This window comes from Aquabacterium parvum (assembly GCF_001447195.1).
Lineage (GTDB): Bacteria > Pseudomonadota > Gammaproteobacteria > Burkholderiales > Burkholderiaceae_C > Aquabacterium > Aquabacterium parvum.
Window position 1 is genome coordinate 63,426 of the sequence record NZ_LFRI01000235.1, and the last position, 20,033, is coordinate 83,458.

The following is a 20,033-nucleotide window of genomic DNA, read 5'->3' on the forward strand; positions in this document are numbered from 1 at the left end:
GAGGTCAGTGTGGTCCGTTGGGCGGTGAGCGGGCCCGCAGTGCCTTGCCGCTAAACTCCCGGCGCATGGTTGCCCGCCCCAGCGGCTGGCCCACGAGAGACACGATTGCCCACCGATGACCCAACAGACCATCGATTTCAGCCCGCCCCCGCCCGCCGATGGCGGTGACTCCCTGACCCTGGCCCACTACGCCGAGCGCGCTTACCTGGAGTACGCCCTGAGCGTCGTCAAGGGCCGCGCCTTGCCAGATGTCTGCGACGGCCAGAAACCCGTGCAGCGCCGCATCCTCTACGCGATGGAGCGCATGGGCCTGGCTTTCAGCGGCAACAGCGGCCCCAAGCCGGTCAAGAGCGCCCGCGTGGTGGGCGACGTGCTGGGCCGCTACCACCCCCACGGCGACACGGCCGCCTACGACGCCATGGTGCGCATGGCGCAGGACTTCGCGCTTCGCTACCCGCTGATCGACGGCCAGGGCAACTTCGGCTCGCGCGATGGCGACGGCGCCGCAGCGATGCGCTACACCGAAGCCCGCCTGTCGCCGATCGCGCGCCTGTTGCTCGACGAGATCGACATGGGCACGGTGGACTTCGTGCCCAACTACGACGGCTCGACCGAAGAGCCCAAGCAGCTGCCCGCGCGCATGCCCTTCGTGCTGCTCAACGGCGCCAGTGGCATCGCCGTGGGCCTGGCCACCGAGATCCCGAGCCACAACCTGCGCGAGGTGGCTGCGGCCAGCGTGGCCCTGATCAAGAACGACAAACTGTCCGACGAAGAGCTGTTCTCCCTCGTGCCTGGGCCGGACTTCCCGGGCGGCGGCCAGTTGATCTCGGCTGCGTCGGACATCCAGGACGCCTACCGCAGCGGCCGTGGCAGCCTGAAGGTGCGCGCCCGTTGGGTGATCGAAGACCTCGCTCGCGGCCAGTGGCAACTGGTCGTCACCGAGCTGCCGCACGGCACCAGCGCGCAGAAGGTGCTCGAAGAGATCGAAGAGCTCAGCAACCCCAAGGTCAAGACGGGCAAAAAGGCCCTGACCGCCGACCAGACCCAGCTCAAGGCCGCTGTGTTGTCGGTGCTCGACACCGTGCGCGACGAGTCGAGCAAGGACGCCGCCGTGCGCCTGGTCTTCGAGCCCAAGACGCGCACCGTCTCGCAGCAAGAGCTGATCACCACCTTGCTGGCCCACACCAGCCTGGAGACCTCCGTCTCGGTCAACCTCACCATGGTGGGCGCTGACGGCAAGCCCATGCTCAAGGGCCTGCGCCAGATCCTGACCGAGTGGATCGGCTTTCGCCTGGAGACGGTGACCCGCCGCACGAAGCACCGCCTGGGCAAGGTGCTCGATCGCATCCACATCCTCGAAGGCCGGCAGCTGGTGCTGCTCAACATCGACGAGGTGATCCGCATCATCCGCGAGAGCGACGAGCCCAAACCTGCGCTGATCGAGGCGTTCAAGCTGTCCGAGCGGCAGGCGGACGACATCCTCGACATCCGCCTGCGCCAACTTGCGCGGCTTGAAGCCATCAAGATCGAGCAGGAACTCTCCGAGCTGCGCACCGAGCAGGCCAAGCTCGAAGACATCCTGGGCAACCCCGGCGTGCTGCGCCGCACCGTGGTCAAGGAAATCGAAGCCGACGCCAAGCAGTTTGGAGATGACCGCCGCACCCTGATCCAGGCTGAAAAGCGCGCCGTCGCCGAGGTCAAGGTCATCGACGAGCCGGTGACGGTGGTCATCAGCGAGAAGGGCTGGGTGCGTGCGCGCACCGGCCATGGTCACGACCCGGCGGGCTTTGCCTTCAAGGCGGGCGATGGCCTGTATGGCACCTTCGAGTGCCGCACGGTCGACCCGCTCATCGTGCTGGGCAGCAACGGCCGCGTCTACAGCGTGGCGGTCAGCGCATTGCCGGGCGCGCGGGGCGATGGCCAGCCCATCACGACCCTGATCGAGCTGGAGTCGGGCACGCAGCCGGCGCACTACCTGGCTGGCAACGTTGAGCAGACCATCCTGCTGGCCAACAGCGGCGGCTTCGGCCTGCTGGCCAAGCTGGGTGACCTGATGACGCGCCAGAAGGGCGGCAAGTCCTTCCTGACGCTCGACGAGGGCGACACGGTGCTGCCTCCGATCGTGGTGCAGCCGGCGCACACCCAGGTGGCCTGCCTGTGCGCCGATGGTCGCATGCTGGTGTTCGGGCTCGATGAGCTCAAGCTGCAGTCCAACGGTGGCCGGGGCCTGACGCTGATGGAGGTCGACGCCAAGAAGGCCCCGCTGGCCTCCGTGGCGACGGTGCACAACGGCGTGCGCGTGATCGGCACCACCCGTGGCGCCAAGCCCAAGGAAGAAGACGTGCGCAACTCCGCCTATGCGGCCCACGTGGGCAAGCGCGCGCGCAAGGGCAAACCGGTTGAGGCCTTCCAGAAGGTGGCCCGTTTGCTGGCTTTGTCCTGATTGGTCCCGACGCCGTCCGAGCGCCCCTCCCTTGACTGGGTGGGTGTGCTGCTCGGTCGGCAGGATGCAGGGTTTTCCTCGGGTACGCTCTGCCCCGTCGAATCACCCAAACCAGGAGAAAGCCATGTCTCGTTCGCCGCTGCGTCCTTCCCGTGCCATCCACCTTGCTGCCATCTTGAGCACGCTGGTGGTTTCGGCCCAAGCAGGCACCGTGGAGACGCCGGGTGGCTCGGTCACCTTCGCCTGGGGCCTGGATGCCGAAGAGATCAAAACCGGCACCTTCCAGTACGTTTACCCCGGCGACGATGCATTGCCGCTGAGCACGGGTGGGCAACGCACCGCCACAGCCGGATCGGTTTCGGCCAGCGTCAACGCCTGGGTCGACCCGTACAGCGGCACCTTCAAGGCCCAGACCACCGCCACCACCGGTGACGCAGGCCGGCCCACCAGCATCGCCCAGTCCTACGCCCGCCTTGACCTGAGCGACACCGTGCGCATCAGCGGCCCGGGCGCCACGACCACCGTGACCTTCCGCATGAGCTACGACAGCCAGTTCAGCGGCCTGGCGCTGTCGTCTTTCGAGCGCGTGGGGCTCTCGCACTTCCTGCAAGCCGATTCCTCGCGTTACGCCACCCTGAGCTACCGCACGCCCAACCCCGCTTACGACCCCGAGGCCACCTGCACGGGCGAAGGCGAGATGACCGAATGCGGCGTCGAGACCATCGAGTACTTCACCACGTACGAGAGCGCCTCCAAGGGCCTCTTCCGCGAGTGGGCCCTGGGTGGCCCCGATGGCGTGTACGGCAACGGCGAGGTCAACAACGGCCGCTACACCGGTGAGGTGCTGTTGAGCCTGGTTGTGCCCACCGGCGTTGACCTCACGCTGGAATACACCGTGCACCAGAACGCCCGGTGCTTCCACCTCTCCAACTGCGACGTGGGTGTCAACGCCATGTTCTCCGATCACATCGGCCTGGAGCTGGCAGACGGCTACACCTTCACCTCGGCCTCGGGCTTCCGTTACGAAGGCCTGGCGCCCGCCGTGCCTGAGCCCGAAACCCTGGCGCTGATGTTGGCGGGCCTGACTGGACTGGGCCTGGCCCGACGCCGCAGCCAAGGCTGAGCCTGGCTCGCGCGCCCCAACCGTGTGCGGTTTGCATTCGGTGAAATGAGCTTCAGAACGCGAGTCGCCATCCGAAAAACCGACGATGTCGGTGAATCGGATGCGGCCGCGCTGCGTCCAAACAAGGGCGCAGCATGTTCGCGAAGCTTTCGATCCAGAAGAAACTCATCCTCGGCCTGACGGGCAGCCTCATCCTGACCATCGGGATCTCTTCGGCGGTCGGCATCTGGCTGATCGGGGACCGATTGTTGGAGCGTTCTGCCCGCGAGGAATTGCCGGTCAACGTCACCGCCATCCGCAACGACCTGCTCAAAGTCATCGCTGGCCCCCTGGCCCAATCGCGCGCGATGGCCGTCAACCCGGCTTTGCTGCAATGGGAGGCCGCGGGTACGCCGCCGGAGCAACTGGCGGCCTGGCAGGCGTATGCCGGCAAGCTCAAGGAAGTGGCCCAGGCCTCCAGCGTGTACTGGGTGTCCGAGTCGTCCGGGCGATATCACACCGACAAGGGGCTGGACCGCACGCTCAGCCGTGACGCCGCCGCCGACGGCTGGTTCTACGGTTTCCTGGCCGCTGGCAAACAGCTCAGCCTGGACCTGGACGTCGACAAGTCCAACAACGTGCCGAACCTGTTCATCAACGTGGTGTTCCAGGCCGAAGGTGGTCAGCGTGGCATCACCGGGCTGGGGCTGGCTGTGGACAGCCTGACCAGCCTCATCAAGAACTACCGCATCGCTCAAACAGGGCACGTGTTCCTGGTGCGCCCCGACGGCACGGTGTTATTGCATGGCGACCCGGCCATCACCAGCCAGCGCCCGAAGGTCTCGAGCCTGGCTGGCTGGACCGAAGCCGACCTGCTCCCATTGCTCAAGGGCGAGGCCCAGGCCTCATCGAGCCGGGACTCGGACCAGGGCCGGATGATGGTGGCGTCCTCGTTCGTGCCCGATCTGAACCTCTACGTTTTCGCCGAGGTGCCCGAGGCCGAGGTGGCAGGCCCCATCCGTTCGACCTTGTGGTGGGTCACGATCGCCACGGGCCTGGGTTCCGTGCTGGTCGCGGCCGTGCTGGTGACGCTGTTCAGCCGCGCCATCGCCGGGCCGGTTCAGCGCGCGTCGTCACTGCTGGGTGAAATCGCCAGCGGCGAAGGCGACCTCACCCGCGAGATGGTCGTCGAGACGCAGGACGAAACCGGTGAGCTGGCCATGAACTTCAACCGATTCGTCGGCACGCTCTCGGGCATGGTCCGATCGATTCGGCAGTCCACCGAGACCATCAACGTGGCGAGCACCGAGGTGGCCGTGGGCAACCAGGACCTGAGCAGCCGGACCGAACAGGCCGCCAGCGCATTGCAGGAAACGGCAGCGGCGATGGCGCAGATCACCCACTCCGTGCAACACAGCGCGACGGTCGCCCAGGAGGCCCGCGAGCTGGCCGGCGCGGCCATGCAGACGGCCCAGCTCAGCGGCGCCGCGATGGACGACGTGGTCCACACCATGTCCGAGATCAGCAGCTCATCGACCAGGATCCGCGACATCATCGGCGTGATCGACGGCATCGCGTTCCAGACCAACATCCTGGCGCTCAATGCGGCGGTGGAAGCCGCGCGAGCCGGGGAGCAGGGGCGTGGCTTCGCGGTGGTGGCCTCCGAGGTTCGGGCCCTGGCTCAGCGCAGTGGCGAGGCGGCCAAGGAGATCCGCACCTTGATCGGGGCCTCGTCAGACATGGTCGAGACCGGCTCGGTCAACGTGGCCAAGGCTGGCGAGTCGCTGCGCGAGCTTGTGGGCTCGGTCGACCGGGTCAATGCCTTGATCGCTGACCTTTCGCAGGCGGCGGTCCAGCAAGGCGAGGGCATTGGTCAGATCAACCAGGCCATCACTCAGCTCGATGGCATGAAACAGCAGAACGCGGCCTTGGTCGAGCAGTCGACCGCTGCCGCCGAGAGCCTCAAGCAGCAAGCCATTTCGCTGTCGGAGTCGGTGGCGGCGTTCAAGGTTCGCTCCTGAAGTCAGCGGGCCCACAGGGCCTGCACCGCCCAGGCATACAGGGGGATGCCGATCAGGATGTTGAAGACGAACGTCACCCCCAGCGACAGCCCGAGGTAGAGCCCCGGCTGGGCTTCCGGCATGGCGTGCCGCAACACCGCCGGCACCACGATGTAGGACGAGCTGGCCGCCAGCACCACCAGCAAGATCGTGTCACCGACCGGCAGGCCCAGCACCGCCGCCAGCCCCATGGCGATCAAGCCATGGGTCAGGGGGCCGACGACGCCGTAGCCGATCAAGGCAGGGTGCACCTGCCGCAGGGCTGGCAACTGGCGCGCCACCAGCAAACCCAGGTCGAGCAGGAACAGCGCCAGCATGCCCTTGAACAGCGCGCCGGAGAAAGGCTCCATCATCAGCTTGCCCTGGTCACCGGTTGCCCAGCCGATCAGCAAACTGCCCAGCAGCAGCAGGTTGGCGCCGTCGGTGAAGGCTTCGCGCACCACGTGCCAATGAGAAGGCGCCGGTGCGCCCGGAGCCGGCCTGCAAGCGCCTGGCACCGCTTGTTCTGCGGCCTGCTGCCGCCGAGCCCAGGCCGCCAGCGCCATCGCCATCAGGATGGCAGGCGACTCCATCAGCACCAGGGCCACGGCCATGTGTCCACCAAAGGGCACTTGCAGTTGCGCCAGGTACTGGCTGGCCGCGATGAAAGTCGTGGCGCTGACCGAGCCATACGTGGCCGCCACGGCCGCCGCGTCGAAGCGCGAAAGCCATTTGCGCAGCAGCAGGTAACCCAGGGCCGGCACCAGCAGGGCCAGCAGCAGCGCGGCCCCCAAGCTGCCGAGCACATCGGCGCCCAGGCCGCTGTGGGCCAGCGAGAAACCGCCCTTCAGGCCCACCGACATCAACAGGTAGAGCGACAGGAAGCGCGCGATTTGCGGCGGCACCTCGAGGTTGGATCGCAGCAGGCCAGCGACCACACCGAAGACGAAAAACAGGATGGCGGGGTCGAGCAGGTTCTGGAGCGGGTTCATGGGGCGCCATCCTAGGGTTTTGCAGGTATCATGAAAAATCAAATCTTTTGATCTGATGGTTAGATAAAAACCTATGCATGTCACCTGGCGTCAGTTGCGGCTCTTCCAGGCGCTGGCCGAAACCGGCTCCGTCACCGCTGCGGCCGAGGCCGAACACGTCACCCAGCCGACGGTGTCCATGCAGTTGCGCCAGCTGTCCGAGGCCGCGGGCGTGCCGCTGTACGAGCCGTTGGGGCGGGGCATCCGCCTGACCGACGCCGGACAGCGCCTGGCGCGCGCCTGCCACGACGTGCTGCACCGCTGGGCCGAGTTCGAGATGGAACTGGCCGACCTGCAGGGCCTCAAGCGCGGCCGACTCGACGTGGCCGTCGTGAGCACCGCCAAGTCCTTCATCCCGCGCCTGCTGGGCCCTTTTTCGCAGCGCTACCCAGACATCGATGTGCACCTGGAGGTGGCCAACCGAGACAGCATCGTGCGCCGACTGGAGCAGTCGCTGGACGACCTCGTCATCATGACCACGCCGCCTGATCACGTGGCCGTGGAGGCCGAGTTCCTGCTGGACAACCCCTTGGTGATGATCGCGTCCAGGCAACATCCCTTGGCCGCGAAGCCGGGCCTCCAACTCAAGGCCGTGGCGGGCGAGCGCTTCATCCTGCGCGAGCCAGGCTCGGGCACGCGCATCAGCTGCGAGCGGCAGTTCGCCGCATGGGGTTTCAGCCCGCGGGTGCAGATGTCCCTGGGCAGCAACGAGGCCATCAAGCAGGCCGTGGCGGGTGGTTATGGCCTGGCGGTGTTGTCGCGTCATGCGCTCGACCGCGACCCGGCGCACGAGGGCCTCGCTGTGCTCGACGTGCAGGGCTTTCCGATCGCGTCGCGTTGGTACCTGGTGCGACGTCAGGAGCGTCAGCCCACGCCGGTGGCGCGCGCCTTCCTGGACTTCCTGCGCGAGACGCTCAATGGCGCGCAGGGCGCACCTCAGTCAGGTGCGCTCACACCCGAACCACCGTCACCGAGCACTCCGCCTCGGCGACGACCTGCGCGCTGACGCTGCCCAGGTAGCGGCGCAGCGACGAGTTGCCCCGCGCACCCATGACGATGTGGTCGACCTGGTTGCGCGTGGCGAACTCGACGATGGCGCTGGCCGTGTCCGGGGCTTCGAGCACGTGGTAAGTCAGCCGGTGTTCGTCCATCTGCAACTGCTGTTGCAGCGGCCTGGCCCAATGTTTGATGGCCACCAGCTGTTGCACGTGCAGGCTGTTGCCGGACTCGTCCACCAGGGTGTCCATGCCGATGCGGTTGGTTTTCATCACGCTGACGCAAGCCAGTCGGGCGCCCGGCTCCATCTGCATGATGCGGCGCACGGTGGCCAGCAGCTTCTTGTCGAGCTCGGGCGTGCTGTTCTTGATGCCGATGGCCACCATCAGGATGGGGCTGCGCTCGACGTGCTGGCTGCTGGGCACGTCCGATTTGGGCTCGTGGCCCATGGCCTTGAACCAGCGCTTCATGGTGCTGAGCGTGCCGCGCGTGCCGGTGCGTTCGGCGCGCTGGGTCAGCGGGATCTGTTCGGGGTGTTGCAGGTCCAGCGTGAGCTGTGCGCCCGTCTGGTAGCGCTGCTGCGGGTCGATCTCCAGGCAGCGCAGGATGACTTCCTGCAGCCAGGCGGGGGTGTCTGAGCGGATGTCGCGCGGGGGCACCGGGTCCGTGTAAAGGCGCTTGCGCAGGCCGGGCACGCTGCTGGGGTTGCCGAAGGGGCGCTCGCCCGTGGTCAGGTGGTAGAGCATCACGCCCAACGCGAACAGGTCGCTGCGCGGGTCGTTGCGCACGAACTGCACCTGCTCGGGCGAGATGTAGGGGCCCGTGCCCATGGGCAGCGAGAACTCTTCTTCGAGCAGATCGGGCAGCTTGTCGTGGCGGCTCAGACCGAAGTCCACCATCACGGCCTCACCGGTGGCGCGGAACATGATGTTGCTGGGCTTGACGTCCAGGTGCACCAGGTGCTGCTTGTGCAGGTCATGCAGGGCCAGTGCCACCCGCTGGCCGATGTCGGCCACCTCTTCGATCGGCAAAGGGGCGCGGTCCAGCCGAGGCCGCAGCGTGTCGCCAGCGATGTGCTCCATCACGATGTAGGGCATGCGGGTGAAGTCACCCTTGCCGACGAAGCGGGGTGCATGCGGGCCTTTGAGCATCGGCATGACCATCTGCTCGACCTCGAAGCCGACGATGGTGGCTGGGTCCTCGCCACCTTTGATGCGCGGCACCTTCATGATCAGCTGCGGCTCACCAGGTGGGTGCACGGCCCGTCCTTGTTCGTCGACGCGCTCGACAGACCACAACGTGGCCATGCCGCCCTGGTGCAGCTTGGCCTTGAGCACGAAGCCGTCGATGCGATCGCCTGCCTGCAGTTTGGCGGGAGACATGGTCATCGTGCGGGCTCCTGTCGGCGATGAGGGGGTGCTCAGCGTCCGTCGCGAAGGCGCTGGGCCAGCGATTCGGGCAGGCCGGCATCGATCACGCGCTGCGCCGCCGCGTCGTGGTCGTAGGGCACGCGGTGAAAGGTGAGGGTGGCAGATTCGGTTTCGAACGTGGCGTAGCAGGCGGCCGGGTTGCCGTCTCGGGGCTGCCCGACGGAGCCGGGGATGGCGAGCCAGCGGCGCATGGGTGAGAGCTGGATGGGCGTGGCGTCGACCGGCTGAAACTCGCCCGACTTGCCGGTGGACGACAGGTGGTAGAGGCACGGGTCGTGCATGTGGCCGCAAAACACGTGCGACTGCTGCGAGGCAAACAGGCTGCGCGTGGCCTCCATGCGGCCTTGCACGTAGCCCCAGTGGGACGGGTCGTGCACGTTGGCGTGGGCAAACAGGCAGTCGCCCAGGACAGCGGTCAGGGGCAGTGACTCGATGAAGGCGATGTGTGCGGCGCTCAGCTGTTCGCGGGTCCAGGCCAGGGAGGCCAACACGTGGTTGCCCAGGTTGTGCTGGTCTTCGTGCCGCAGGGCGTCGTCGTGGTTGCCTTTGACGACGATGGCGCCGCCCGCGTGCTGGGCCATGACGAAATCCATGACCCAGGCCGGATCGGCGCCGTAGTCCACGAAGTCACCCAGCAGGACGGTTTGCTCGCAGCCCCCTTCGCGTGCGTGCGCCCAGACGGCTTCGACGGCCTGCCGATTGGCGTGCAGGTCCGAGAGGATGGCGAGTTTCATGAAAGGGACAGCTCAGAACGGGCGCAAGAGGCACAGTTGCCCATGCTAGCCCGCCGCTGCCCTGGGCATCAAGCTGGGGCAGACAGGTCTTGACGAGCAGCCTGGCCCTTCATTTCCTTGCGCAAAGCCACAGCATCGTGGCTGTGGGCAGACTTGCCGCCGACCTCGGTGTGGAACACCTGGACCGCCTCGGCGACCGATTTGGCGCGCTGAGCCAGGCTCATCGACGCTGCGGCAATCTGCTCCACCGCTGCGGCGTTTTGCTGCGTGATGCTGTCCAGCTGGGCCACCGCCGAGTTGATCTGCGAGATGCCGCTGAGTTGCTCGCGTGCGCCGCCACTGATCTGGGTGACCAGCGTGGTGACCTGCTCGACCGACTGCACGGCCTCTTGCATGGTGTTTTGCGCGGCGTGGGTGAGTTCGCTGCCGGCGCGCACCTTGTCGGCCGAATCGGTGATGAGTTGCTTGACCTCGCGAGCGGCGGTGGCGGTGCGGCCCGCCAGGGCACGAACCTCCGAAGCCACGACCGCGAAGCCTCGACCTTGCTCGCCTGCGCGGGCGGCTTCCACCGCAGCGTTGAGCGCCAGGATGTTGGTCTGAAAGGCGATGCTGTCGATCACCTGGATGATTTCGCCGATGCGTCTGGACGAGTCTTCGATCGCCTGCATGGTCTGGGTCACGTCGCTGACCACCTGGCTGCTGCGCTGGGTGATGGCCGTCGTCTGGGTCGCCAGGTCGGCGGCCTGGCCGGCCGTGTCGGAGCTGTGCTTGACGGTCCCGGTGATCTCTTCCATCGAGGCCGCCGTTTGCTGCAGGCTGCTGGCCTGCGACTCGGTGCGGCTGGACAGGTCCTGGTTACCGGCGGCGATCTCCCGCGTGGCCAGCAGCATTTCGTCGACCTGCATGCGCGCGTCCTTGACGATGGAGCGCAGGTTCACGTTGAGCTGATTGAGCGAGCGGGTGAACTGTCCGATGAGGTCGTGGCGATCGGAGTGGATGACTTGGGTCAGGTCGCCGGCCGCCATGCGATTGGCCGAGTCCATCAGGGCCTTGATCGGGCCCATGGTCATGCTGCGGATCTTCATGCTGGCCAAGGCGATCAAGGTGCCCAGCACCAGCAGGCAACCCAAGCTGATCGGCGAGAGCAGGCCTTGGCCGCTGCCGCCTGCCCACATGCCCATGCCGAATCCGATGAGGGCGACGCTGCCAGCGATCATGGCCAGGCGCTCGCTCAAGCCAGGTTTGAGGCGCTCGGCGGTGCGGCCACCCCAGGTGTTTTTCAGCACGCGGCCGTTGCGCAGGGTGTGGATCAACCGTCCTGCTTCTTTTTCCTGCCGCATGACGCGATACAACTCGCTGGCCTGGGCCACGGCCTCGCGCTCTGGCTCGGTGCGAACCGACATGTAGCCGACAGGCCGGCCGTCTTCCATCAGCGGGGTGACGTTGGCCTGAACCCAGTAGAAGGAGCCGTCCTTGCGGCGGTTTTTCACCAGGGCGGTCCAGGGTCGGCCCGAGGCAATCGTCTCCCACATGTCTCGGAAGGCCTCTTCCGGCATGTCGGGGTGGCGGATCATGTTGTGGGGTTGCCCCAGCAACTCTTCGCGGGTGTAGCCACTGACGTGGATGAAGCCCGGGTTGCAATAGGTGATGCGGCCCTTGAGGTCGGTGGTCGAAACCAGGGTGTCGCCTTTCGGGAAGGCAAATTCCTGCTCGGTCACAGGCAGATTCGGTCTCATTCCAAGCCTCGTTCGTCTCGGGGTTGCGAGTCGACAGGGTTTGAACGCCATCCTGCCGGGGCGGGCGCCTGACCTCGTGGTTCAGGCGTCATGCAATGCTTTTTCGGAATGGTGCCCGCAAGCGAAAGGGCTGGAGGCGGGAAAAAGGCCGGCGTTCCGCGTCTTACTCCATGGGTTTGTTACCATCTTTGTAGATCGTGCCGGACTTGGCACCTAAGAGGTTCACCCCATGAAGACAGCCGAGCAGGAAGCGGTGCTGCGCTCCGTGCGCAAGCTGGTTGATTTCTGGCAAATCGAAGCCCACGAGCTGGACGACATCAAGCCGGTGGTGGTCACGCCACAAGCGGTCGTGGCAGAGCCCGCACGGCCCTGTTATCGCCACCCGATTTCCGGTGAAACCTGGCGGGGGGAGGGCAGTCAGCCCGAATGGCTCAAGCTGGCGCTCACGCGAGAGGGTTACACGGTGCAGGAGCTGCGCGTGTCGATGTCAGATGACCCTGCCACCTCGGCCTGAGGTGGTCCCCCCGACAGGAATCGAACCTGTATTTGCCGCTTAGGAGGCGGCCGTTCTATCCATTGAACTACGGAGAGCGAGCGGTTGGCAGGCAATGCCAGCCGCGGGCGCTAGTGTAGTGGATTGACGCTGGCTTGCCGGCCGATCGGCGATGGCGCCGGTGCAGGCAGCCAGAGTTCGAAGACGCCATCGCGCCCCTTGACGGTGGGTGGCAGCCGCCGTATCCAGATTTCCGCAGGTGGGGTGTCGGTGCCGACGCCCGATGTCGGCGTGGCCAGGTGCGGGCGCAGCCATTCGCGCAGGCCCTCGGCGCAAGCCATGTCGCTTTCCCGGTGCACGACGATGGTTGCTCGGGGCCAGGGGACCGGGCCACGCTGGCCCTGCAGGGCAGATCGCTGCACCACGTTGTCGACCGGGGGCACCATCCACGGGCTGGCGGATTGGGCGTTGAGCTTGCGGCGCAGGTCTTCTGCGATGTTGCGGGCGGACTCGCTGTAGATCTGGACGTACAGCAGCGCTGCGGGCGATCGGGTCGGGCAGGCTTGCGCCAGGAGATCGCCGGGGCCGGGCCCGGCCGCGGGGGCGATCTCGTCAGGCATGCCTTCGGTGGCGGCCATGGCAGCCTGATCCGGATCGTTGGGCGATTCGGTGTCTGGCGCTTGCGCGAAGGCGGTGTCACCGCCTGGGGTGGTGGTCCAGCGCTCCAGCAGCGCCATGGCCGCCTCGTATTGCTCTTGCGGACGCTGAGGCGCCACCCAGTAATTCATGGCCGTGGCGGTGGCGGGTGGCCGCTGCATGGCGGCGCAGAAAACCAGCCGGTCCTGGCTGGCCTGGGGTGTGCAGGTTTGCCATGCCTCGGCGCCTGGCTGGCAGCTCTCGCGGATGCGGGCGCTCATGCGGTGAACGCTGCCGCGGTCGAGCGGGCTGAGGGTGTCGCTGCGGACCACGTCCAGCATCAGGCTCTCGGCCTGGTTGACGACGTGCTCGGGGATGGCCTTGCACTGCCGGTCAAAGCCCTGCAACTCGGTCGAGACCTTGACGAACAGCTCTCGCGCCTGGGCACGGGCCTCCTTTTGCTGCAGGTTCATGCTCTCGACGATCTGCCAGCCCGACAGCAGCAGCGTGCCCGATGCGCCCAGGCCCAGTGTGGTCTTGAGCGCTGCAGCGCGCGGGCCGCGTCGCCACAGGGGCTCGGGGGCAAGCTGTTGCGCCGCGACGGCGGGTTTGAGTCGAGCCGAGACTCGCACGGCGTGCCGTGCGCGATGCCGCCAGCCGGGCAACTGGGCCAGCCAGGTCTCGGTCAGGGCCTGGCCGATGTCTTCGCCCAGTCGGTGGTAGCTTTCCCACTGGGCTTCGTCAAAGAACTGATCGGACGTGGCCTCGTGGGGGAAGGTGGGGTTGCGCTCGGCGTAGGACAGCACGTCCACATCCAAGGCGTTGTGCAGGTTGGGCTTGATGACCACCAAGGTGCCCTCAGGGCGACAGGTCTGGCCTGGGCGGTTCGGGTCAGGGCGTTCACGGTAGCGGATGCGCGCCAGCAGCACGCCCCGGCTGGAGGTGTTGTCTCGCAGGTCCTCCGGGGACAGCACCGTCAGGTCGGCGCCGCAGAGGGTGAACAGTCGCGATGCCTCTTCGCGGGTGTAGAAGTCGATCTCGGCACCAAAGTCGATGCGCGCCTTGCGCACGAGGTTCTCGAGGTCGCTGAACTGGAAGTGACGGTCTGAGCTGGCGTCGGACAGCAGGATGAAGTCGAGCTCGCGTTTGATCAGCGGGTACACGCCCGTGTTGTCGAAATGCCCCCCGTCTGAGACATACCACCATGGCCGCTCCTGCCCCATGAAGGTGGCAGTGGCCTCGCAGGTGAGCATCAGGGGCTTGGGGAACGCGTCCCATCCCAATTGGCTGAGCCAGCGCAGTCCGGGCGTGCGGATCGGGCTGGCGATCCAGAATCCCAGTCGGATGCCCAGGAAATACAACAGCAGCGCCAGCCCACGCGAGGTGTAGGCGCCAGCGCCCGGCGATGCGGCCGCGCCCGAGATCGCCACCCACTGACCCACGGTGCCAGCCTGTTCGGCTGATGCGTGGCGATGCACCTCGCTAGGTCCGACTTCCATGCCGCGCCAGCTGACTGTCAGCAGCGCGCCTTTGCGGTCGGCGTTGTAGAGGTTGCTGTCGCTGTCGCGGGTTTCGTTCAGGCAGGTGTTGATGAGGTGAATGGGCGCGCCTTGGTCCTCGGGGCGGTAGTGGGCCAGGAGGCCGTCGTCGCCTTCGACCACGTTGCGCACGCTGCGCTCACGCCCCAGTCCCAGCCAGGGCAGGCGTGCCGGGTTGCCGACGGCCAAATAGGCCCTTGTCAGCCGCGCGCGGTAGAAGGCGTGCAAGGATGTGCTGTTGGGCATGTGGGTGTTGGTGGATGTCAAGGCGATCCAGGCCACGCAGGCCAGCAGCACCAGGATGGCGCGCATCAGCGGTGGCGCATTGCTGATGGCCTCGATGCTGTCCGGTGCGAAGACCAGCCATTGCAAGGTCACCAGCCAGGCCATCACCAGACCGAGCAGGCCGAGGGCGCTGATCGCGCCCAGCAGCTTGGGCAGCCACTCCCGAGCGTGGCCTTCCGTGTCGGCAGCCAGTTGTTGCAAGGGTTGGGCAAAAGAGCGCAGCAGCAAAACGCCGACACCCCCGGCGCCGATGCCGCCCCACCAGGCGTTGCTGCCGGTCAGCAGCTCCTGCAACAACCACCAGCTGGCGGCGTCGAGCACGCCCAATGCCAGCAGCAGCGCTGCGGCCAACCCGACGCCATGGAGCGCTCGGGTCAACCAGTTGCGCAGGCGTGCCGCAGCCAGGGCGTGGCCCTTTTTGCGCATGCGGGGGTGAACCAAGGCGGCCCAGCACAGGGCCTGACCCAGCAGCACCGAGCCAATCATCAGCGAGGTCACGGCGTAGGCGCTCGGGCCCTTGGCGTAGAGGCTGTCCAGCACGGGGGCGCTGGCGTCACGTTGCATCCACAGCACCACCGTGACCAGGGCGACCGCCATCAGCCACTGCAGGGCCTGCGCCAGCCTGGCTTGCCAGCTGTTCGCGTCAGGGCGAGGGGTGTCTCGTGTGAACCAGTAGCCTGCGATCAGGCCTGGCCCCACGGCCATGAGCAGTCCGGCCGACAGCGCCACCCAGGGCGAGTACCAGCCCTTCCACGCGCTCGAGAGCACCTGGGTGCTGTATTGCCACAGGTGTGGGGCGATCACCAGCAGGCCCCACATCAGGCAAAAGACCATGAACTCCAGGTGGATGGCCAGCAGCGCCCGCATGTAGGTGACCACGACGATGCCGATGTCGCGCGAGCCGCCAGGGCTGAGGTAGCGGCCATTGCGACGCAGCCAACCCAGCACATTGCTGTCGTGACCGGCCAGTGTTCGTTCGGCTTCGAGCATGCCGCAGTCGCCGCTCGGTGTGGGCTCGCCGTCGGCCTTGGCTGCCAGCCGCCCCAGCATGGCGGCCACGTAGCCACCGCCGGAAACGGACGAGAGGTAGTCGAAGCGGCCGAGCAGGCCTTGGCGGCTGAGCTGTTCAGAGGGGTGTTCGGTGCGTCCGTTGCTGGACTGCGGCGCTGCCGCTGGCGTGGCCGCGCGGCCGCCTTTGGCGAGCCCGCGCAGCAGCCCCAGCGAGAAAGTGGCGCTGCGCACGCCGCCGCCTGACAGGGCCAAGCCAACCAGGGGGATGGCGCGCTCAGGGCTGCTCGGGTCGGACTGAGCTTCGTTCAGCGTGGGGGCCACACGACGGCGCCGTCGGCCAATGGCCGCCAGTTCGTCCTTGAGCTGCGCAGCCCATGCGCCGCCCCCACCAGAGTCCACTCCGGTGATGTCACCCTGCTTGTTCATCGCCGACGCTCCAGTCGATCAGACCGGGCGATCATGGCAAAGCACGGCTGCCTGGGCAATGGCCCGCAGCGGACCTAGGGATGCGCATCGCCAGCCGTGGCCTGGCAGCGAGCGCCCAGGCCGATCAGGCTGCGCGCAGCAGGCCCTTGGTCTCGATGAAGTCGATCACCTGGTCCAGGCCGGCCTTCGTCTTGAGGTTGGTCATCACGAACGGGCGCGTGGGGCGCATGCGTTTCGTGTCCGACTCCATGATCTCGAGGTTGGCGCCCACGTGCGGGGCCAGGTCGGTCTTGTTGATGACGAACAGGTCGCTCTTGGTGATGCCGGGGCCGCCCTTGCGCGGGATCTTCTCGCCGGCGGCCACGTCGATCACGTAGATGGTCAGGTCGGAGAGTTCGGGGCTGAAGGTGGCGGCCAGGTTGTCACCGCCGGACTCGATGAACACGATGTCGGCATTGGGGTACTTCGCCAACATGCGATCGACGGCTTCGAGGTTGATGGAGGCGTCTTCGCGGATGGCAGTGTGCGGGCAGCCGCCGGTTTCCACGCCCATGATGCGGTCCGGGTCGAGCGCGCCGGCCACGGTGAGCAGGCGCTGGTCTTCCTTGGTGTAGATGTCGTTGGTGATGACGACCAGGTCGTGGTGCTCGCGCATGGTCTTGCAGAGCATTTCAAGCAGGGTGGTCTTGCCGGATCCGACAGGGCCGCCCACGCCCACGCGCAGGGGGGGGAGCTTCTTGGTGCGGCCGGGGATGTTGTGCAGGTTGCTCATGATCGGAACAGGCGTGAGTACTGGGTTTCGTGCCGGCTGCTCAGGATGGCCAGCATGGGGGTGAAGGCCTGGCGCTGTGAGTCGGGCAGCGCCAAGGCGTGGTCGATGGCCTCTGGGATGGCTTGGATGAGGGCCTGCAGGATGCGCTGGCCTGCGCTTTGGCCCAGGGGCACGGCTTTGATGGCGGCTTGGACCATGTTTTCGGCCCAGCCGAAGGTGAAGCTCAGCAGGGATTCACGCAGGGCGGCTTCGTTGTTGTTGTGGCCGCTGTTGTGAACGCTGTTGTGAACGTTTGGGCTGGGCAGGCAGCGGGCCACTGCCAGGGCGAAGGCCACGGGCCAGGTCGGTGCGGGGGGCAGGCTGGCGCAGTGTTGCAGGCGCGGGTCGGGTTCGGCCTCGATGTTGGTGGTTTGCTCGGCGGCCAACGCGTGGGCGTCGCCATTGCGCAGCCATTCCACGAGCGAGCGGCCCATCTGCTCGGTTTGAAGGCGCAGTTCGGCGGTTTCGCGGGTCTGAACGACCCAGTCGTTGAGCTCGCGCACGCGATCAAGGTCATGGCGCTGCCAGGCGGGCACGGCTCGGGCCACGACGGCCAGGTCGCTGCGCGCCACGGCCAGCTGGAGCTGGTCACGCAGCCATGCAGCGACGTTGGCCTCGGTGGTGACGATGCCGGCGTCGATGGCCGCTTCCAGTCCTTCCGAGTAGCTGAAACCGCCAACGGGCAGGGCGGGCGAGGCCAGCCACATCAGTTGCAGGCGGGCCCCGGCGCTCAGCGGCGTGGGGCGGGGGGCGATGCGGGGCATGGGCGGCGGTGGACGCTTCAGTGATCGTGACCGTGTCCGTGGTCATGCCCGCATCCGGGGCCATGAACGTGGGGCTTGGCTTCGGCCGGCTTGACGGCGATGCCGATGGGCTTGCCGCGGGTCACAGTGGCGGCGGCGGACGGCGCGGCATGGCCATGGCCGTGGTCGTGTGAATGACCGTGGTTGCAGCCCGGGCCGTGCACGTGGCCGGGTGCGCCGTGAGGCGGGTTGGCTGCCGGTGCGTGGCTGTGAGTGTGGTCTCCATGCGCATGATCATGCCCATGGTGCCCATGGCTGGGTCCGCCGTGCCCGCCAGCCGCATACGCGCCACCCTCGGGCTCGAAGGCCACGGTTGCATCGCGCACCGTCAGGTGCATGGCTCGCAGCATGTCGGCCAGCACGTGATCGGGCTCGATCTTCAAGTGGTCGGGTTGCAGCTCGATCTGCACGTGGCGGTTGCCCAGGTGATAGGCCGCGCGCACGAGGTCAAAAGGCGAGCCGTGCTCTGCGCAGGGCGTGATGACCAGCACCGGCTGGGGCGCGGCCACCACTCGGATCATCGAGCCGTCTTCGGCCACCAGCACATCGCCACCGCGCACCAGGGTGCCACGCGGCAGGAAGACGCCAAGGGTGCGGCCCTGGCTGTCGGTGGCGTCGAAACGGCTTTTCTGGCGCACGTCCCAGTCGAGTTCGACCTGCGAGGCACGCTTGAGCAGCACGGGAGCCAGGCCCTGGCCCTGGGGGAGGAGTTTGTTGACGATCAGCATGGCCGCCAGTGTGGCTCAGAACAGGAAGTACTTCTGCGCCATGGGCAACTCGGTGGCCGGCTCGCAGACCAGCAATTGGCCATCGGCGCGCACCTGGTAGGTCTGGGCGTCGATCTCCATGGTCGGCATGTAGTTGTTGAGCACCATGTCCTTTTTCTTGACGCTGCGATTGCCCCGCACGCCCGAGACCTGCTTTTTCAGCCCGTATTCCTGGTGCTTGCCCGCAGCGATGGCGGCCTGGCTCATGAAGGTGATCGACGAGCGCGACAGCGCCCCGCCAAAGCTGCCGAACATGGGTCGGTAGTGCACCGGCTGCGGCGTGGGGATGGATGCGTTCGGGTCGCCCATGGCGGCCGCAGCGATGAAGCCACCCTTCATGATGGTGCTGGGCTTGATGCCGAAGAAGGCAGGGCGCCAGATGACCAGGTCGGCCCACTTGCCCACCTCGATGCTGCCGACCTCGTGCGCGATGCCGTGCGACAGCGCCGGGTTGATCGTGTACTTGGCGACATAGCGCTTGACCCGGTTGTTGTCGGCGCGGGCCGAGTCACCGGGCAGGCTGCCGCGCTGCGCCTTCATCTTGTGGGCCGTCTGCCAGGTGCGGATGATGACTTCGCCCACTCGGCCCATGGCCTGCGAGTCGGAGCTGAACATGCTGATGGCGCCCAGGTCGTGCAGCACGTCTTCGGCGGCGATGGTCTCGCGGCGGATGCGGCTTTCGGCGAAGGCCAGGTCTTCGGCGATGGACGCGTCGAGGTGATGGCACACCATCAGCATGTCGAGGTGTTCATCGACCGTGTTGACCGTGTAGGGCATGGTCGGGTTGGTGGACGAGGGCAGGAAGTTGGCCTCGCCGACCACGCGCATGATGTCGGGGGCGTGGCCGCCGCCGGCGCCCTCGGTGTGGAAGGCGCACAGCGTGCGGCCCTTGGTGGCAGCCATGGTGTCTTCCACGAAGCCCGACTCGTTGAGCGTGTCGGAGTGGATGGAGACCTGGGTGTCGGTTTCTTCGGCCACGCTCAGGCAGCAGTCGATGGCCGAGGGCGTGGTGCCCCAGTCCTCGTGCAGCTTCAGGCCCACGACACCGGCGTCGATCTGCTGGCGCAGCGCCTGCGGCTGGCTGGCGTTGCCCTTGCCCAGGAAGCCGATGTTCATCGGGAAGGCTTCGGCGGCTTTCAGCATCAGCGCGATGTTGTCGGGGCCGGGCGTGCAGGTGGTGGCGAACGTGCCCGTGGCGGGGCCGGTGCCGCCGCCCATCATCGTGGTCACGCCGCTCATGAGCGCTTCTTCGATCTGCTGCGGGCAGATGAAGTGGATGTGCGTGTCGATGCCACCGGCCGTGACGATCATGCCTTCGGCGGCGACGATCTCGGTGCCGGGGCCGATGACGATGTCCACGCCGGGTTGCACGTCGGGGTTGCCGGCCTTGCCGATCTTGAAGATGCGGCCAGCCTTGATGCCGATGTCGGCCTTGACGATGCCCCAGTGGTCGACGATCAGGGCGTTGGTGAGCACGCAGTCGCAGGCGTCCATGGGGCCGGGGCCGTTGGGGCGCTGACTCTGGCCCATGCCGTCGCGGATGGTCTTGCCGCCGCCGAACTTGACCTCTTCACCGTACCCGCCGGCACGCAGCGTGTAGTCGTCTTCGACCTCGATGATCAGGTTGGTGTCGGCCAGGCGCAGGCGGTCACCCTTGGTGGGGCCGAACATCTCGGCATAGGCGCGGCGGGGGATGCTTGCCATCTGGGGAATTCCTTGTTTGCCTCGGGTCGGCGCTGCCCTGGTGGCAGG

Annotated in this window: 14 protein-coding genes and 1 tRNA gene; 5 read left to right on the plus strand and 10 right to left on the minus strand. The window is 66.9% G+C overall.

The window, feature by feature from the left end; genetic code table 11:
* Positions 1-115 precede the first annotated feature (115 nt).
* The 3 genes from parC (at position 116) to ABG80_RS08495 (ending at position 5,566) form a co-directional block, all read left to right on the plus strand.
* Positions 116-2,443 carry a DNA topoisomerase IV subunit A gene (gene parC, locus ABG80_RS08485; protein ID WP_058087283.1) on the plus strand — a complete coding sequence of 776 codons (2,328 nt, stop codon included), beginning with the start codon at positions 116-118 and terminating at the stop codon, positions 2,441-2,443.
* Positions 2,444-2,567: 124 nt separating this feature from the next.
* Complete coding sequence (locus ABG80_RS08490) at positions 2,568-3,566, plus strand: PEP-CTERM sorting domain-containing protein (RefSeq protein WP_058087284.1); 999 nt, start codon at positions 2,568-2,570, stop codon at positions 3,564-3,566.
* Between the two features lie 134 nt (positions 3,567-3,700).
* Positions 3,701-5,566 (plus strand): methyl-accepting chemotaxis protein, encoded by a 1,866-nt coding sequence (locus ABG80_RS08495; protein ID WP_058087285.1) that lies wholly within the window; start codon positions 3,701-3,703, stop codon positions 5,564-5,566.
* A gap of 2 nt (positions 5,567-5,568) precedes the next feature.
* On the opposite strand, the gene ABG80_RS08500 is transcribed toward ABG80_RS08495, so the two are convergent.
* A complete protein-coding gene (locus ABG80_RS08500) occupies positions 5,569-6,576 on the minus strand; it encodes a sodium-dependent bicarbonate transport family permease (RefSeq protein WP_058087286.1) in 1,008 nt (335 codons plus the stop codon).
* A 73-nt stretch (positions 6,577-6,649) separates the two neighbouring features.
* On the opposite strand from ABG80_RS08500, the gene ABG80_RS08505 reads away from it, so the two are divergent.
* On the plus strand, positions 6,650-7,621 hold the full coding sequence (locus ABG80_RS08505; RefSeq protein ID WP_058087287.1) for a LysR family transcriptional regulator: 972 nt from the start codon (positions 6,650-6,652) through the stop codon (positions 7,619-7,621).
* On the opposite strand, the gene ABG80_RS08510 is transcribed toward ABG80_RS08505, so the two are convergent.
* The 3 genes from ABG80_RS08510 to ABG80_RS08520 form a co-directional block, all read right to left on the minus strand.
* Positions 7,566-8,999, minus strand: coding sequence for a bifunctional serine/threonine-protein kinase/universal stress protein (locus ABG80_RS08510; protein ID WP_152987538.1), 1,434 nt, complete (start codon positions 8,997-8,999; stop codon positions 7,566-7,568). The two genes, ABG80_RS08505 and ABG80_RS08510, sit on opposite strands and share 56 nt — an antisense overlap.
* 32 nt (positions 9,000-9,031) lie before the next feature.
* Entirely contained in the window at positions 9,032-9,775 is a 744-nt protein-coding gene (locus ABG80_RS08515) for a metallophosphoesterase family protein (protein WP_058087288.1), read from the minus strand.
* Between the two features lie 68 nt (positions 9,776-9,843).
* The gene (locus tag ABG80_RS08520; protein WP_058087289.1) at positions 9,844-11,511 is read right to left on the minus strand and encodes a methyl-accepting chemotaxis protein; all 1,668 of its coding nucleotides are present in this window, start codon (positions 11,509-11,511) and stop codon (positions 9,844-9,846) included.
* A gap of 229 nt (positions 11,512-11,740) precedes the next feature.
* Here ABG80_RS08520 and ABG80_RS08525 point away from each other — a divergent pair, with 229 nt between their 5' ends.
* Positions 11,741-12,025, plus strand: coding sequence for an H-NS family nucleoid-associated regulatory protein (locus ABG80_RS08525; protein WP_058087290.1), 285 nt, complete (start codon positions 11,741-11,743; stop codon positions 12,023-12,025).
* Positions 12,026-12,027: 2 nt separating this feature from the next.
* On the opposite strand, the gene ABG80_RS08530 is transcribed toward ABG80_RS08525, so the two are convergent.
* The 6 genes from ABG80_RS08530 to ureC all read right to left on the minus strand — a co-directional run bounded on the left by ABG80_RS08530 (position 12,028) and on the right by ureC (position 19,985).
* Positions 12,028-12,102, minus strand: a tRNA-Arg gene (locus ABG80_RS08530).
* 33 nt (positions 12,103-12,135) lie between these two features.
* Positions 12,136-15,900 (minus strand): hypothetical protein, encoded by a 3,765-nt coding sequence (locus ABG80_RS08535; RefSeq protein ID WP_058087291.1) that lies wholly within the window; start codon positions 15,898-15,900, stop codon positions 12,136-12,138.
* 124 nt (positions 15,901-16,024) lie between these two features.
* Positions 16,025-16,672 carry an urease accessory protein UreG gene (ureG, locus tag ABG80_RS08540; RefSeq protein ID WP_058087292.1) on the minus strand — a complete coding sequence of 216 codons (648 nt, stop codon included), beginning with the start codon at positions 16,670-16,672 and terminating at the stop codon, positions 16,025-16,027.
* A complete protein-coding gene (locus ABG80_RS08545; RefSeq protein WP_058087293.1) occupies positions 16,669-17,475 on the minus strand; it encodes an urease accessory protein UreF in 807 nt (268 codons plus the stop codon). Before ABG80_RS08545 ends, ureG begins: the two co-directional genes overlap by 4 nt.
* A gap of 17 nt (positions 17,476-17,492) precedes the next feature.
* Positions 17,493-18,242 (minus strand): urease accessory protein UreE, encoded by a 750-nt coding sequence (gene ureE / locus ABG80_RS08550; RefSeq protein WP_058087294.1) that lies wholly within the window; start codon positions 18,240-18,242, stop codon positions 17,493-17,495.
* A gap of 15 nt (positions 18,243-18,257) precedes the next feature.
* The gene (ureC, locus tag ABG80_RS08555) at positions 18,258-19,985 is read right to left on the minus strand and encodes an urease subunit alpha (protein WP_058087295.1); all 1,728 of its coding nucleotides are present in this window, start codon (positions 19,983-19,985) and stop codon (positions 18,258-18,260) included.
* Positions 19,986-20,033: the final 48 nt, after the last annotated feature.